The 14,880-nt window shown below is 40.8% G+C and carries 16 protein-coding genes; 9 read left to right on the top strand and 7 right to left on the bottom strand.

Annotated features, from left to right (window positions below; all coding sequences use genetic code 11):
• Positions 1–357: 357 nt before the first annotated feature.
• Positions 358–1,296: a serine aminopeptidase domain-containing protein gene (locus AC3WTL_RS19910; RefSeq protein ID WP_248349383.1), complete on the bottom strand. Its 939-nt coding sequence runs from the start codon at positions 1,294–1,296 to the stop codon at positions 358–360.
• Positions 1,297–1,424: 128 nt separating this feature from the next.
• Between AC3WTL_RS19910 and AC3WTL_RS19905 the strand changes: the two genes are divergently transcribed.
• Positions 1,425–1,751, top strand: a complete 327-nt coding sequence (locus AC3WTL_RS19905) for a hypothetical protein (protein WP_163144896.1) — start codon at positions 1,425–1,427, stop codon at positions 1,749–1,751.
• Between the two features lie 55 nt (positions 1,752–1,806).
• On the opposite strand, the gene AC3WTL_RS19900 is transcribed toward AC3WTL_RS19905, so the two are convergent.
• On the bottom strand, positions 1,807–2,136 hold the full coding sequence (locus AC3WTL_RS19900) for a winged helix-turn-helix transcriptional regulator (protein WP_197212471.1): 330 nt from the start codon (positions 2,134–2,136) through the stop codon (positions 1,807–1,809).
• 279 nt (positions 2,137–2,415) lie between these two features.
• On the opposite strand from AC3WTL_RS19900, the gene AC3WTL_RS19895 reads away from it, so the two are divergent.
• From AC3WTL_RS19895 to AC3WTL_RS19880, 4 genes are all read left to right on the top strand, one after another.
• On the top strand, positions 2,416–3,615 hold the full coding sequence (locus AC3WTL_RS19895) for an MFS transporter (protein WP_492369932.1): 1,200 nt from the start codon (positions 2,416–2,418) through the stop codon (positions 3,613–3,615).
• Positions 3,616–3,635: 20 nt separating this feature from the next.
• Complete coding sequence (locus tag AC3WTL_RS19890; RefSeq protein ID WP_492369931.1) at positions 3,636–4,469, top strand: aldo/keto reductase; 834 nt, start codon at positions 3,636–3,638, stop codon at positions 4,467–4,469.
• 474 nt (positions 4,470–4,943) lie between these two features.
• Positions 4,944–5,072: a hypothetical protein gene (locus AC3WTL_RS19885; protein WP_264193796.1), complete on the top strand. Its 129-nt coding sequence runs from the start codon at positions 4,944–4,946 to the stop codon at positions 5,070–5,072.
• Positions 5,073–5,087: 15 nt separating this feature from the next.
• The gene (locus AC3WTL_RS19880) at positions 5,088–5,600 is read left to right on the top strand and encodes a hypothetical protein (RefSeq protein WP_197249286.1); all 513 of its coding nucleotides are present in this window, start codon (positions 5,088–5,090) and stop codon (positions 5,598–5,600) included.
• Between the two features lie 32 nt (positions 5,601–5,632).
• Here AC3WTL_RS19880 and AC3WTL_RS19875 read toward each other — a convergent pair whose 3' ends face one another.
• From AC3WTL_RS19875 to AC3WTL_RS19860, 4 genes are all read right to left on the bottom strand, one after another.
• Positions 5,633–7,261: an ATP-binding protein gene (locus AC3WTL_RS19875; RefSeq protein ID WP_492369930.1), complete on the bottom strand. Its 1,629-nt coding sequence runs from the start codon at positions 7,259–7,261 to the stop codon at positions 5,633–5,635.
• A gap of 142 nt (positions 7,262–7,403) precedes the next feature.
• On the bottom strand, positions 7,404–7,745 hold the full coding sequence (locus tag AC3WTL_RS19870; RefSeq protein ID WP_197249284.1) for a zinc ribbon domain-containing protein YjdM: 342 nt from the start codon (positions 7,743–7,745) through the stop codon (positions 7,404–7,406).
• A complete protein-coding gene (locus AC3WTL_RS19865) occupies positions 7,738–8,520 on the bottom strand; it encodes a hypothetical protein (protein ID WP_197249283.1) in 783 nt (260 codons plus the stop codon). The genes AC3WTL_RS19870 and AC3WTL_RS19865 overlap by 8 nt, the downstream gene beginning before the upstream one ends.
• A gap of 3 nt (positions 8,521–8,523) precedes the next feature.
• Positions 8,524–8,853 carry a PadR family transcriptional regulator gene (locus AC3WTL_RS19860; protein WP_163144887.1) on the bottom strand — a complete coding sequence of 110 codons (330 nt, stop codon included), beginning with the start codon at positions 8,851–8,853 and terminating at the stop codon, positions 8,524–8,526.
• Between the two features lie 636 nt (positions 8,854–9,489).
• On the opposite strand from AC3WTL_RS19860, the gene ahpC reads away from it, so the two are divergent.
• Both ahpC and ahpF read left to right on the top strand, forming a co-directional pair.
• Positions 9,490–10,053, top strand: a complete 564-nt coding sequence (gene ahpC / locus AC3WTL_RS19855) for an alkyl hydroperoxide reductase subunit C (RefSeq protein ID WP_009335870.1) — start codon at positions 9,490–9,492, stop codon at positions 10,051–10,053.
• A 14-nt stretch (positions 10,054–10,067) separates the two neighbouring features.
• Positions 10,068–11,597 (top strand): alkyl hydroperoxide reductase subunit F, encoded by a 1,530-nt coding sequence (ahpF, locus tag AC3WTL_RS19850; RefSeq protein ID WP_492369929.1) that lies wholly within the window; start codon positions 10,068–10,070, stop codon positions 11,595–11,597.
• A 345-nt stretch (positions 11,598–11,942) separates the two neighbouring features.
• Here the strand turns inward: ahpF and AC3WTL_RS19845 are convergent, their stop codons facing one another.
• The gene (locus AC3WTL_RS19845; protein ID WP_492369928.1) at positions 11,943–12,560 is read right to left on the bottom strand and encodes a DUF3298 and DUF4163 domain-containing protein; all 618 of its coding nucleotides are present in this window, start codon (positions 12,558–12,560) and stop codon (positions 11,943–11,945) included.
• 126 nt (positions 12,561–12,686) lie between these two features.
• Between AC3WTL_RS19845 and AC3WTL_RS19840 the strand changes: the two genes are divergently transcribed.
• Positions 12,687–14,420, top strand: coding sequence for an ABC transporter ATP-binding protein (locus tag AC3WTL_RS19840; protein ID WP_492369927.1), 1,734 nt, complete (start codon positions 12,687–12,689; stop codon positions 14,418–14,420).
• Between the two features lie 165 nt (positions 14,421–14,585).
• Positions 14,586–14,810 (top strand): hypothetical protein, encoded by a 225-nt coding sequence (locus tag AC3WTL_RS19835; protein ID WP_163144883.1) that lies wholly within the window; start codon positions 14,586–14,588, stop codon positions 14,808–14,810.
• Positions 14,811–14,880: the final 70 nt, after the last annotated feature.

Below are 14,880 nucleotides of genomic sequence, written 5' to 3'. Positions count from 1 at the left end.
GGATCAAACTCTCCATATAAGAGTTGATTAAGCTCGTTTGTCTTTTCGAAAAAGACTAATGATTTAAACGTTGACGTTTCTGTTTTGTTTAGTTTTCAAAGAACTAATGTGCTAACTTCTTTCGAAGTGACAACGATATTCATCTTATCATCTTCATTTAAGTAAGTCAACAGATTTTTTTACTTTTTTTCTATTCGATATTCAAACAGATTCAAAAGTTTTTTTGCCGCTGAGCGAATAACTCTTAGCGACAAAAACTATCTTACAATAATTTAAACCCCAAAGTCAATACTTTATATAAAAAAATTGCATACGCCATAATTTTTCTCAAAACCATGCGCATGCATCTTTACGTCTTTAGAGAATATACTTCTTCGTCCATTCTTCAATTATGTCCAGCATTTCAGCGCTCAGCGGCTTTGAAAGACTTCTTTTATAAATCGACTTCAGCTTTAGCATAGAAGTTTGTTCTTCCTGATCTCTAAGAAGATGGTTCATATTCGAGACATTATAGCTCTCAGCTGGGCCATTCACTTTTTCTGCAAAAAGATGTACATGCTCAGGATCGACTTGAACATCTTTATTACCGGTAATAGCAAGAACGGGACATGTAATTGCAGCCAAATCTTCTTCCATCTTATATTGAAAATGCTCTCTTGCCCATTTTGCATTGATCTTTGTAAATCCTTTTTTCATTACTGCCTCTTCTGATTCCATCATTTCATCAAAAATTTTCTTTTGTTTGGAAGCGGCAGTTTTATGAACTTTTAAAGCACGAAGAATTATCCCATTCACTCCCTTCATTTCTTTAATTTCTTCTTCCAGCAGTTTTACTTGCAGCTCAGATGCATTCCTGACATTTTCCGCGTGACCGGCAAGAAAGATAATACCTGTAGCTTCCGCCTTCTTATTAATAGGAGGAATTAATGTACATCCTTCACTGTGACCCAGCAGAAATATTCTTTTAGGGTCAATTTCCGGCAGTTCGAGAGCCGTCTTTACAGCTGCTGCTCCGTCGTTAACTAAATCCCACATGCCTGTTTGATAAAAGTCACCCCCGCTCACACCGGCTCCCCGCTTGTCATATCTAAGAACCGCTACACCGGCTGATGCAAAAAACTCAGCAAGCATCTTATAAGCATTCATCTGCATTACCTTCGCATTGCCATCCCGGTCAACAGGGCCTGAACCATGAATTATAATAACAAGGGGAAGCTTTCCTTCGGACTCTTTCGGAAAACTCACTGTCCCCTTTATTTTTACATCTGTATTGAATTCGACCACACGTTCTTTCATTATGAGTACCCCCAATAAATGACTTTACTTATGAGACGCTTATAAATAATTATCGTTCAGTTTTTTTATTATTTTTTTGAGGCAATACTAAGAGAAATTCTTATTCGTATTAGAAAGGGTATGATTTCATGCCAAGGAAAGCAGCATCAGCAGACAGCGGAGAAGAGAACAAGAAGGATAGTGAAGCACCATCAAATACCCCCCTCAAAAAAAGTGAGGATGAAATCAGTAAGCTAAATAGGATGTTAGCTTCTGTTTTAAATTATCTTTCGGATGATGAAGTAGAAGAAATCGATATTGAGTATCTGCTTGCAAATACAGAAGGACTGCGAGATTGGTGGGACCAATACAGAGAAAGTAATAAGAAACAAATCGAGGAAGAAATTAAGAAGTCACTTGGCTCTTTATCGCTTGAGGAGCTCGAGAGTATCCGCGAACAAATAAAGAGTAAATAGCTTTGCCATTAAAAAGGACTCGTTTGCCTAAAGCATACGAGTCCTAAATTTTTTATTATTCCACAAGCTCTCCGCCTGTTAACTCAATATGCCCTTCTCCCCAGTTGCACATTGCATCCAGGATCGGGCGAAGTGACCATCCGTAATCTGTTAAAGAATATACAACCTTAGGGGGCACCTGATCAAAAACAGTGCGGTTTACAACCTCATCCGCTTCAAGTTCACGAAGCTGCTGAGTCAGCATTTTTTGCGTAATCCCAGGCATAAGGCGTTTAAGCTCGCTAGTTCGCTTTTCACCTTTAATTAAATGACACATAATTACAACTTTCCACTTCCCGCCAATCACATCTAAAGTAGCTTCTACCGGTATATTGTAAGCCAACATCCTTCCCCCTCTGTTTTATAGGCACTTAAAAGTACCTACATTACTTTAAAGTGCGTACTGTTCATTTAGAATCATGCCCTCCATAATAGCATAAGGAAGCATAAAACAAAATGGTGAAATAGACCATAGGTTACTTTTTAGTACCTGTATTACTTTAAAGTACGTACTGTTCATCATGTTTGTCCTGCTCCATAATATCTTTCAACAAGACTGTATGGCCAAGGCGCCTGGCTGTACTTTCTTAACTGCTATTACATTAAAAAGGAGGATTCATTGCTAATGAATTCAATTGCAATAAATAGACAAAAAGAAAAAGGCGGCACTCCCGCCCTGCTTGCACTTGCAATCAGTGCATTCGGAATTGGCACCACAGAGTTTGTGCCTGTAGGGCTTTTATCTGCCATATCAGGCGATTTGGGAATTTCCATTACATTGGCCGGTTTATTGATTTCCGGTTATGCCATGGGAGTTGCGATTGGTGCACCTATACTAACTGCTTTGACCAGTAAAATGAACAGAAAGTCTTTGCTTATGTCATTAATGGTTTTATTTATCATTGGAAATTCTGTTGCAGCCATGTCTTCGTCATTTACATTTTTGCTGGCTGCGCGTTTTATAACAGCTTTTTCACACGGCATCTTTTTCTCAATCGGATCGACCATTGCTGCTGATTTAGTTCCTGAAAATAAACGAGCCAGTGCGATTGCCTTTATGTTCACTGGTTTGACTGTCGCCACCGTGACAGGTGTGCCGCTCGGAACATTTATTGGCCAGATATTTGGCTGGAGAGCTACCTTCTGGGGAGTGGCTCTGTTAGGGATAATTGGAATTATCGCCAGCGCCCTTCTGATTCCTTCAGATCTTAAACAAGCACCAGCTTCCAAGTTTAGTGAACAGCAGAAAATTCTAAACAGCGGAAAACTGCTTTTAGCATTTAGTATTACTGCACTCGGATACGGAGGGACATTTGTATCTTTTACCTATCTGACACCGCTTCTCGAAGATGTAACAGGGTTTAGCGCAAAATGGGTAAGTATTATTCTTCTGGTTTACGGAGTGGCCGTGGCTATCGGCAATGTTTTTGGAGGCAAAGCATCTGACAAGGATCCATTAAAAGCGTTATTTTGGATGTTTACTCTTCAAGCCATTATTTTGGGCCTTCTCACTTTCGCAGCACCTTTTAAAACTTTTGGGCTTATCGCTATTTTTCTAATGGGCTTATTTGCTTTCATGAATGTGCCAGGCCTTCAAATTCTGGTGGTAAATCTGGCTGAGAAATATGTTCCTTCTGCTGTCAACGTTGCTTCCGCTTTAAATATTGCAGCATTTAACATCGGAATTGCCATCGGCTCATTTACCGGGGGACTGATCGTGAATTCTATCGGCTTAATTCACACACCGTGGATTGGCGGAGTAATGGTGCTTGGGGCTGTAATTCTGACGGGATTACTAAAAAAACTTGAAAAACAAACTAACTAATTAATTAAGGAGTGTCTTATATGAATAAACTATCTTTATCAAGTAATGCAGCACTTGCAAATGGAGTTAAAATGCCCAGGATTGGTCTTGGTGTATTCAAAGTGGAAAAGGAAGAAGAACTATTGACCGCTGTTAAAGCAGCAATTGAAATTGGCTATAGAAGCATCGACACAGCTTCCATCTACGGAAACGAGGAATGGGTGGGAGAAGCCATCCGCCAGTCTGGCTTTAATAGAGAGGAACTTTTTATCACTTCAAAAGTGTGGAACTCTGACCAGGGCTATGAAGCAACCCTTAAGGCGTTTAACACCTCATTGAAAAAAATGGGACTTGAATATCTTGACCTTTATTTGATCCATTGGCCTGTTGAGGGAAAATACACAGAAACTTGGAGAGCACTGGAAGATTTATATAAAGATGGTAAAATCAAAGCGATTGGCGTCAGCAACTTTCAAATCAGCCATTTAGAAAATCTATTGAAAACAGCTGAAATCAAACCAATGATTAATCAAATTGAATTGCACCCGAAATTGGCACAAACTGAACTTCGTGACTTTGCTGCCAAACATGATATGCACATTGAAGCGTGGGCCCCACTAATGCAAGGCGGATTATTCGAAAACGGGGTCCTGAATGAACTGGCTGCAAAACATGGGAAATCCGTTGCACAAATTGTCCTAAGGTGGCACCTGCAAAACGGCATTATCGTCATCCCTAAGTCAACAAAACCTCATCGCATCAAAGAAAATGCAGATTTATTTGATTTTGAACTATCTCAGCCAGAGATGGAATTGATTGATTCCTTAGATGCACATTTACGTGTTGGACCAAATCCCGACAATTTTGATTTCTAAATATAAGGAGACGAGGTGCATCAGGCTCCTCGTCTTTTCTTATTAACATGATCAGGTTACTAAATAAATCAGCCCCTAATGAACAAGATAAGAAGAAACAAGTTAAGTTATTTGAGAGATCCAGTGAGACAAAGGGGGTTCCTGCACAATGATTTTTCTTATTTACCTCGTAATCAATACGTTGGTATTGTTTCTTTTTATTAAACTAAAGAAACATCTGCATATATTGGAAACCTTCGTCTATTGGATGTTAAGCTCCTATCTCTTTCAAAATTTTTCGGCCCTTTGCTATATGAACTTCAAAACTCTCATCATTCCGGAACAACTGAGCTATGAATTCTCCCATTTCTTTAACCGAATTTTGCTATTCCCTGCCTTCATGGTCCTTTTTTTGAACTATTTTCTTATCCGGAAAACATACAAGAGTAAGCTCCTCTTAATAATCTTTTTTATCTTGATCTTAGGGGGACTGGAGTGGCTTGGGCATATAACAGGAGTACTGATCCATATTCATTGGAAAATTTGGTGGTCATCTACTTTTTGGCTGCTGTCACTACTGATTTTAATCGGCTTTATGAATTTTTTCCGGAAGATACTATATAGAGGAGTCTAGGCTGTATGAATGTTACATTTGATTGGAATGAATGGTTCTTTATTTTGACTTCTGCAATTGTCATACTCTTATTTCTGCCGATCCGAAAGTACTTTCCTCCAGTTTTAGTTATAATCATATGGGTTTATAACCTTACATTGGTTGCGACCATTGATTACTTTCTGCTGGCCACGCCTTTTCGGATGTATATATTTGGTGACAACCCTACTTATGAACTATCGGGAGCCCTTTTTCATTTTTTCATGTATCCCTGTTCCGCTCTGATTTTTTTATTTGGCTATGACCGCTGGGAACTCTATGGCAAGAAGTCTATTTGGTACATACTGGGCTGGAGTGCATTTTCCATATTCTTTGAATGGCTTACTGTTAAAAATCATGCACTCATCTATACAGGATGGAAACTGGTCTATTCAATCCCGGTTTATCCGGCAGCGGCTGTCTTGCTCATTATTGTGTTTCGTTTTGCAAAAAAGAGACTTATGGATCCGGAGCTTGAAGCGTCTTCCAAAATAAATTGAAAAAAGCAGGGACTACCCCTGCTTTTTTCAATTTATTTAATTGTTTTTAAAAGCGGCAATGTAATCTCTATTAAAGTACCTTCACCAATCTTGCTTTTGTATACGATGCTGCCATGATGCTGCTTAATGATTTTATGGCAAATCATAAGTCCCAGTCCAGTCCCTTTTTCCTTTAATGTATAAAAAGGTTCACCCAGTCTCGGCAGAAATTCGTCAGGTATTCCACACCCCTGATCCTGAAATGAGACAATACAATCCCCGTCATTATTACTTTTTAGGGAAATCTCAATATCCCCTCCGTTATCCATAGCTTCCATGGCGTTTTTTAAGATATTCAAAAAAACCTGCTTGATTTGATTTTTTTCACATGATATCAAAAAATCACCATCAGCAAAATTCAACTTAAACTGAATACCGTTCATATTTGCCTGCGGGGATAGTAACTCGACTGTATTCACTATAATATCCGTTAAATCAGCACTGTCCATTTGTATCGCCTGCGGTTTTCCAAGCGAAAGCATTTCAGTGGTGATATTTTCAATGCGCTGAAGTTCGCTTAGCAGCAATTCATTAATTTGGCTATTGCCGCTCTTATAGAGCTGCACAAACCCTTTGATGGTGGTAAGCGGGTTTCTGATTTCATGGGCAACCCCGGCTGCGAGCTCCCCTACAATCGATAATTTCTCAGACTGCAAAAGAAATTCCTCTGCTTTTTTCCGCTCAGAAATATCCCTGCTGATCATGACAACATGCTCGATTACACCATTATCCCCCTCAACCGGCATACACCGTGACTCAAATTCAATCCAATTGCCTTCTCTGTTTTTTAGCCGGAACTCCATTGCCATTCTCTCATTATTCTCGAATATCCTTTGCATACCTGCCTGAAAATTTTCCGCTTCATCCGGATGAATAACAATATCCACTTCCATCTTTAGCAGTTCCGGCACTTCATATCCTAAAACAAACTCATGAGACGGAGATAAATAACTTAAACTGCGATCCCTATCCATAACTGCGATTAGGTCTGAAGTGTTTTCAGCGATTAGCCGGTATTTAGCTTCACTTTCTTCCAGCGTTTTTTCCATCCGCTTTTTTTCTGTAATGATTCGAATTAATCGTTCATAGGATTCAATCAGCAAACTCCCAACAATGACACCAAGCCCCACAAACAAAAGATATTGCAGATGAAAAATCAGGCTGTCTCTAAAAACGTTAAAAATGATAGGTACCGTTATAATATAAATGATACAATACCCACCATATAATATGGCCGTTTTTTTAACAGCCTTATGGTGCTGGGTATATCTATGTATGACAGTAAAAGCAATCAAAATAAGCAGTAACCCTATTACTGCAGGCAGCCAATTCTCACTGACTGCAAGCCTTGTGGCAAGAGCCATAATTGCGGTAATAACCCCTGCTCCCGGCCCCAAATAGGAAAATACCAAAATCAGAATGGCATAGCGAATATCATAGGAATAACCCTGCTCGTTAAAAGATAAACCCACAAGAATGACAGAAATAATCCCGGCATATATGCCGCCCAAAAGATGCAGGTCCTTAAGCGGTTTATGACTGATAAACGAGCGGAGAATTAAAGGCACACTGACCAGTAATGAAAAAATGGAGAGGTTGACAATGTAGTCTAATAGTATCAAGGAGGCTCCCACCTATATTGAGAAATTCTTAATATTCTTTCTTTATCATAAACCAGAGGTGATGACCTTTCCACTACTATTTTAGGACCCGCAAAAGGAAATGGAAAAATGGCCAATCCATGGAAGGATAGGCCATTTTTCGTTACACTTTCTTCACAAACTCCGATTTCAGCTTCATGGCGCCAAAACCGTCGATCTTACAGTCGATATCATGGTCGCCGTCCACAAGACGAATATTTTTAACCTTGGTTCCAATCTTAATAACGGAAGAGGAGCCTTTCACTTTAAGATCTTTAATGACGGATACTGTATCTCCATCATTTAGTACATTTCCGTTAGAATCCTTAATCACCTTTTCGTCCTCAAGACTGTTGATTTCGGATTCAGCTGCCCACTCATGTGCACACACAGGACATACAAAGAGCACCCCGTCTTCGTACGTATACTCTGAACTGCATTTTGGGCAATTAGGCAAGCTAGACATTTCGTTTTCCTCCATTGTTCAACATATTTTTCCGTTTAGCTATGAAAACAAATACCATTATAGCCGCTATAATAACGAATGCGATAACAGTATATAAAATATATGTTGAATTTTCATTCACATCCTTTGGAATAAATCGATTGGCAATAGGTCCCATAGATATAAACAGGGGAATTATAATCGTAAACCATGTTTTTGTATAAATAGCAGAAACAATAAATATAACCGCACAAACTGCCACAATTACATTATTCTGAAAGGGCGTTGCTGTAAAGACCGGTTCAAACTCCTGTTTCTGATTCCAAAGTAAAACCATAACCATTATGCCTGTCATAGCCACTCCAGCTCCTGAAAGCAGAACTGCACTCCACTTGGAATGAAGAAATTTAGGAAGCACTCTGAAAATCAGAACACCATAACCTGCGACTGCAATCACTCCTGCTATAATAGCGATCCAAAGTGTACCTTTGGATAAAGAAAAGTTCCCTTCAATTGCAGGGCCTATGCAGACATAAGCACCCAGCATAAGAATCATCAGCGGCACCAGCCCCGCCATCTGACGATAATCGGTAGTCATTGATTCTCCGATGCTTTTCATATATTGCTTTGGGCTATCCCCGATAATATGAGAAACATCTTTCCCATCGGCTTCAGCTTCCATTAAATGCACTTCAAGCTCTTCTGTTATTTCATTTATTTCATCATCGTTTTTTCCTTTTGACATCAGGTAAAAACGAAGCTCTGTCAAAAACTGTTCAGACTCTTTTGAGACCATTTTTTATATCCCCCTTTTATTCAATACATTGTCAACAGATGAACTTACCTGTTCCCAGCGCACAATAAACAGGTCCAGCTCCTGTTCGCCTTTTTCAGTTAATGTGTAATATTTTCGTTTAGGTCCAGCCGTTGACTTTCGCAATGTAGCACTGATCAGCTCTTCCTTTTGCATACGCAGAAGCAGCGGATAAATGGTGCCCTCGCTCAATGAGCGAAATCCATATGACTCCAATTTCGCCGCCAGTTCATACCCATATATCTCCCCTTCTTTAATGATAGCTAATAGACAACCGTCCAAAATTCCCTTTAACATTTGCGTGGTATCTGACATTCACCTTACTCCTTCCACTACCTTGTATTACAAGATAATTACCTGCAGTTAAATACCTTGCAATACAAGATATACTTTCAATATAATCCCTCACTATATTGTAATGCAAGGTATTTTTATAAAAACAGGTATTTTTTTACTCTAACCAACCAAACGTTTGATTGAACTATTTTTACTGCCATATCGATTGTTTTTAGCCCAAGAGGGAATAATAAGTTAATGTGGACCAGTTCCTGATCATTGGGCACCGTCTTATCCAAAGGCTTTATCTAAAGCTTATGCTTAATCACATTCTCAATTATAAACTTAAATCTCATATTAGTTGAGATTGATACAGGCAAAAAAAGGGTAATTAATAAAAGAAAGAGTTATACTGTTATTAACGGGCTCAAGGCCACTTTGAAAGTTCCATTTCGCACTGATTCCACCAAAGAAAAAGCAGAATTTACATTGGCTTCTTATCCGGGCATTTAAAGTTTCCGCCATCCAGCCGAAAAGGAGCAAATTTTCACAGCTTATCCCTTGACAAAAAATATGTCGTATATGATAATTATTACCGAATTAGAATTATTATTAAATAGTTCGCTATTTAATTAATAATCATAACACTCAACCATTTTAAGGAGGAATTTAATCATGGCATTAATCGGTTCAGAAGTACTACCATTCGCAGCAAAAGCTTACCATAACGGTGATTTCATCGATGTTACTGAAGAAAACTTCAAAGGAAAGTGGAGCGTAGTATGCTTCTACCCTGCAGATTTCACATTCGTATGCCCTACTGAATTAGAAGACCTTCAAAATGAATATGCAACTTTAAAAGATATGGGAGCAGAAGTTTATTCTGTATCAACTGATACTCACTTCACTCATAAAGCATGGCACGATAACTCAGAAACAATCAACAAGATTGAATACGTTATGATTGGTGACCCGAACCAAAGAATTTCCCGCAACTTCGAAGTTCTTAACGAAGAAGATGGACTTGCAGAACGCGGAACATTCATCATCGATCCAGATGGCATCATCCAAACTGTTGAAATCAACGCTGGCGGAATCGGCCGTGACGCAAGCCAGGTTGTAAGCAAGCTTAAAGCAGCTCAATATGTACGCAACAACCCAGGTGAAGTTTGCCCGGCTAAGTGGAAAGAAGGATCTGAAACACTTAAGCCAAGCCTTGATCTAGTAGGTAAAATCTAAGGAGCACGATAATCATGTTACTTGATGCAGATATTAAAGCACAATTAGCTCAATATCTTCAGATGATGGAGGGCGACATTCTTCTAAAAGTCAGCGCTGGATCAGACAAAGTATCCAGCGACATGCTGGCTTTAGTAGACGAGCTGTCCAATATGTCCTCTCACATTAAAGTTGAGCGTACTGAATTACAAAGGACGCCAAGCTTTAGTGTAAATCGACCAGGTGAAGATACTGGCATTACCTTTGCAGGCATTCCTCTTGGACATGAATTTACTTCCTTAGTGCTTGCTCTGCTTCAAGTTAGCGGAAGAGCACCTAAGGTTGACCAGAAAGTCATCGACCAGGTGAAGAAGATTGAAGGCGAATATCGTTTTGAAACTTATGTCAGCTTGAGCTGCCACAACTGCCCTGATGTAGTACAGGCTCTTAACGTCATGAGTGTTCTTAACCCTAATATTTCACATACTATGATTGATGGTGCTGCTTACAAAGAAGAAGTAGATGCCAAAGAAATCATGGCAGTGCCGACAGTTCTTTTAAATGGCGAATCATTCGGAAGCGGCCGTATGTCCCTTGAAGAAATTCTGGCGAAAATGGGAACAGGCCCTGATGCATCAGAATTTGCAGATAAGGATCCTTATGATGTGCTTGTCATTGGCGGCGGTCCTGCTGGATCTAGTGCTGCCATCTATGCAGCACGCAAAGGTATTCGCACGGGCATCGTTGCTGAACGCTTTGGCGGCCAGGTCATGGATACTTTAGGCATCGAAAACTTCATTAGTGTGAAGCACACAGAAGGACCTAAGCTTGTTGCAAGCCTTGAAGAACACGTGAAAGATTATGGCATCGATGTCATGAATCTGCAGCGTGCCAAGAGACTTGAAAAGAAGGACCTTGTTGAAATCGAACTTGAAAACGGTGCTGTTTTGAAAAGCAAATCAGTCATCCTTTCAACTGGCGCACGCTGGAGAAACGTCAACGTGCCTGGCGAAGCAGAGTTCAAAAACAAAGGGGTCGCTTACTGCCCTCACTGTGATGGACCATTATTTGAAGGCAAAGATGTAGCTGTTATCGGTGGAGGCAACTCCGGTGTTGAAGCAGCGATTGACCTTGCAGGAATTGTTAACCATGTAACGGTTATCGAATTCAATCCTGAATTGAAAGCAGATGCCGTTCTGCAGGAACGTCTAAACAGCCTTTCAAACGTAACGGTTGTCACAAATGCCCAAACAACTGAAATTACCGGGACTGACAAAGTTAACGGTATTTCATACATGGATCGTGAAACAGAACAAACACATCATGTTGAACTGCAAGGTGTGTTCGTCCAAATCGGCTTGGTTCCTAACACAGATTGGTTAGGCGACCAGATCGAGCGTACCCGCTTCGGCGAAATCGTTGTGGACAAGCATGGTTCCACTAATATTCCTGGCGTATTTGCTGCTGGAGACTGTACAGACAGTGCCTACAAGCAAATCATTATTTCCATGGGATCCGGCGCAACTGCTGCACTTGGTGCGTTTGACTATCTGATCCGGAATTAATTTTCAACCTAAAACCGCTTACTGCTTTTGGCAGGAGCGGTTTTTTTATCAATATTTACTCCCAATGGCCACTGTATTTGAGAACAACTTTCATCTATTTCAATCAAACGTTTGATTAAATCAGGTATTCTTTATGCAAGAACTCGTCTGTAAGATTGATACAATACTTATCGCTTACCCCTTCAGCCCACTAAACCACACATTAATAAACCGTTTTAATATACCATCTTCCTCATGTGTATGAAGTAGATATTTGCCGCCTTTTTGACATTATCTAAATCACTTCGCATTGCAATAGGGGTGTAAAATAAAAAGGACACTGTTAAAGCAGCATCCTCCATTTATTTAATTCACTGCCATCCTCCCCAGCGGCCCATTTTTATCAATAATATCCTGCAGATCATAAACGGATATCGGAAACATTGGGAATCCATAGGCGTATGGCGTGATTTCATATAGCTGGAAATAGACAACAAGCGCTTTGTCTGCAATGTAAAAATCCTGGTCTGGCTTGATTGCAGTAAAATCAACCAGGAGCGGAATGTCTCTCTCTTTGATTTGTACAGCAATCAAGTCTGAAATCCGTTTGACATAGTCGCTTCCCGGCTTGAATAAATCCTTAAGTGCCGCCTGCTTCCCCTTCTGAAGATCAAACGTCAGTGATTTTATAACTGTCATTCCATGGGCAGCATGGTAATGATACACATAGTTGCTCAAAGACAAACTCAGCACATCCCGCTGATTATTTTTAATCTCATAATATCCATACAAATCCACAACGGTTGTATCCATATTGCCTGTCTGTTCGTTAATGAGCTGCTGGTTTTGCCTGAGAATGGTATTGTTTATAAATTCCTGCAGCTGCTTATTTTGCATGCCTGAAACACGGGGATAATAGACGACTTTGGTGGGCCCGGTGCTGATTGTTATCGTTTTGATGCCTACTGGAAAGTTGATTGCCACGGCTATCCATCCTTTTTGGGTTTTTAACACATCCTATTCATCGGATAGGCGTTAAGGTGCATAACAGGAAATGGAAGTTTCAATGTTATATAATATTAGGATATATAAGAGACAGGAGCACGCCAAATGAACCAAAAGCAAGCCAGCCTAAAACCATTCATTTCACTCATTCTATCAGCAAAAATTCCAAAGACTGCGCTCATCATTGGTTTAACAGCGAGCATTTTAACCACCCTGACCGGGCTGGTGGTTCCGCTGCTGACCAAAAATCTGGTGGACGGTTTCTCAGTTGAATCTTTAAGCGTTCCGCTCATCATCGGAATCGGGACAGCCTTTATCCTCCAGGCGATTATCAGCGGGATTTCCATTTACCTGCTGAGCTATGTGGGCCAAAAAGTGGTGGCGCGGCTCCGGGATCGGATGTGGATGAAGCTTATAAGGCTGCCGGTCCGTTATTTTGATCAGCAATCCAGCGGCCAGACAGTCAGCCGCGTAGTGAATGATACCAGCATTGTCAGGGAGCTGATTACCAGCCACTTTCCACAGTTCATTACCGGGATTATCAGTATTATCGGTGCAATTATTATCCTGCTTGTGATGGACTGGAAAATGACACTGCTGATGCTCACATCTGTTCCTATTACACTGGCCATTATGATTCCGCTTGGCCGAAAGATGGCAAAAATATCCCGGGGCCTTCAAGATGAAACGGCCATCTTTACCGGAAATATAACCCAGACACTCGGAGAAATCCGCTTAATGAAGTCTTCTACTGCAGAGCAAAATGAAGAAGAAAAAGGGTTGGATGGCATCGACAAGCTGCTTGGCTACGGTTTGCGGGAAGCCCGCATTTTTGCCATGATCGGCCCGACGATGTACCTGATTATGATGGTGGTCATCGTCATGATCATCGCCTATGGAGGCATGCGTGTGGCAAGCGGATCGATGTCAACGGGTTCTCTTGTAGCCTTTTTGCTGTATTTGTTCCAGATTATTATGCCGATCACTTCATTTGCGATGTTTTTTACACAGCTGCAAAAAGCAAAAGGCGCAACAGAACGGATCATAGAAATCTTAGAAGAGCCTTTGGAGGATGGACAGGACGGAATCGAGATGGATATCAGCAGCAAGCCGATTACAATCCAAAACGTTTCTTTCTCCTATAGTGCAGAAGAGAGTGTCCTGGAAAATATCTCTCTGGAAGCCCAGCCAGGCCAGATGATTGCATTGGCAGGTCCAAGCGGAAGCGGAAAAACCACCCTGTTTGGATTGCTTGAACGATTTTACGAGCCAGCTGCAGGTGAAATTAAAATTGGCCATACACCCATCCAGCAGATATCGCTTAAATCCTGGCGCAGTCAAATCGGCTATGTTTCACAGGAAAGTGCAATGATGGCAGGTACAATACGTGAGAACTTATGCTATGGACTGGAAAGACCCGAAAACATCTCAGATGAGAAATTATGGGAAGTTACCAAAATGGCATATGCAGATCAATTCATTGCCGATTTTCCGAAAGGACTTGATACAGAAGTGGGTGAGCGGGGTGTAAAGCTTTCCGGGGGACAAAGGCAGAGGATTGCCATTGCGCGCGCATTCCTTCGCGACCCCAAAATATTGATGATGGACGAAGCTACTGCAAGCCTCGACAGCCAATCGGAAGGCATCGTCCAGCAGGCGCTTACCCGCTTAATGGAAGGCCGGACAACTTTCGTCATCGCCCACCGCCTTTCAACAATTGTCGATGCGGATCAAATTGTCTTTATTGAAAAAGGGAGGGTGACAGGCATTGGCACACATTATGAACTAACTCAATCCCATGAGCTATACAGGGAATTTGCCGAGCAGCAGCTTGCATAAGAATTGGCCAGTCTATTGCAGACTGGCCTTTTTGCTGCAGATCTTAAAAGTCTAAATCTTGTGATAAAATGTGACAAATTATCCATATAAACAGGAGGTTAAATTCCTTATAATGGAATTAGGATCTTCATAGGATACACCAACCCAAGAAGGAGGTTGCGGACTATGCCATTAGGTCATACGAAAAACATGCTTGAAACGTTAAAGTACTACAGCGATTCCCAGATCACCCAAACGTTTACAAAAGATCAATCACAGATTCTAGTGGTTCGTTATATAAAAGAGTCTCATTCATTTGAGGTTACTTATACGGGAACTTCACAGAAAAGGACGTATCCTTCCATTGATTCTGCCGCGGTTGCGATTGAACAGGCAATCGGCAGTCATTGATTCCTCACATGTCTCCCATATCAAAAAAACGCAGCCAGTACTCTCTATCCCGTACCAGTACTGCGCCCAT

The sequence above is a fragment of the Cytobacillus sp. EB106-05-05-XG126 genome, from assembly GCF_058791715.1.
This window is presented reverse-complemented; position numbering and strand designations above follow the sequence as displayed.

Coding starts and splice junctions, on each gene's coding strand:
- AC3WTL_RS19860 (WP_163144887.1), bottom strand. CDS start 8,853: ATGTCAGATACCACGCAAATGTTAAAGGGAATTTTGGACGGTTGTCTA.
- ahpF (WP_492369929.1), top strand. CDS start 10,068: ATGTTACTTGATGCAGATATTAAAGCACAATTAGCTCAATATCTTCAG.
- AC3WTL_RS19835 (WP_163144883.1), top strand. CDS start 14,586: ATGCCATTAGGTCATACGAAAAACATGCTTGAAACGTTAAAGTACTAC.
- AC3WTL_RS19910 (WP_248349383.1), bottom strand. CDS start 1,296: ATGAAAGAACGTGTGGTCGAATTCAATACAGATGTAAAAATAAAGGGG.
- AC3WTL_RS19870 (WP_197249284.1), bottom strand. CDS start 7,745: ATGTCTAGCTTGCCTAATTGCCCAAAATGCAGTTCAGAGTATACGTAC.
- ahpC (WP_009335870.1), top strand. CDS start 9,490: ATGGCATTAATCGGTTCAGAAGTACTACCATTCGCAGCAAAAGCTTAC.
- AC3WTL_RS19880 (WP_197249286.1), top strand. CDS start 5,088: ATGAATGTTACATTTGATTGGAATGAATGGTTCTTTATTTTGACTTCT.
- AC3WTL_RS19900 (WP_197212471.1), bottom strand. CDS start 2,136: ATGTTGGCTTACAATATACCGGTAGAAGCTACTTTAGATGTGATTGGC.
- AC3WTL_RS19865 (WP_197249283.1), bottom strand. CDS start 8,520: ATGGTCTCAAAAGAGTCTGAACAGTTTTTGACAGAGCTTCGTTTTTAC.
- AC3WTL_RS19890 (WP_492369931.1), top strand. CDS start 3,636: ATGAATAAACTATCTTTATCAAGTAATGCAGCACTTGCAAATGGAGTT.
- AC3WTL_RS19895 (WP_492369932.1), top strand. CDS start 2,416: ATGAATTCAATTGCAATAAATAGACAAAAAGAAAAAGGCGGCACTCCC.
- AC3WTL_RS19905 (WP_163144896.1), top strand. CDS start 1,425: ATGCCAAGGAAAGCAGCATCAGCAGACAGCGGAGAAGAGAACAAGAAG.
- AC3WTL_RS19840 (WP_492369927.1), top strand. CDS start 12,687: ATGAACCAAAAGCAAGCCAGCCTAAAACCATTCATTTCACTCATTCTA.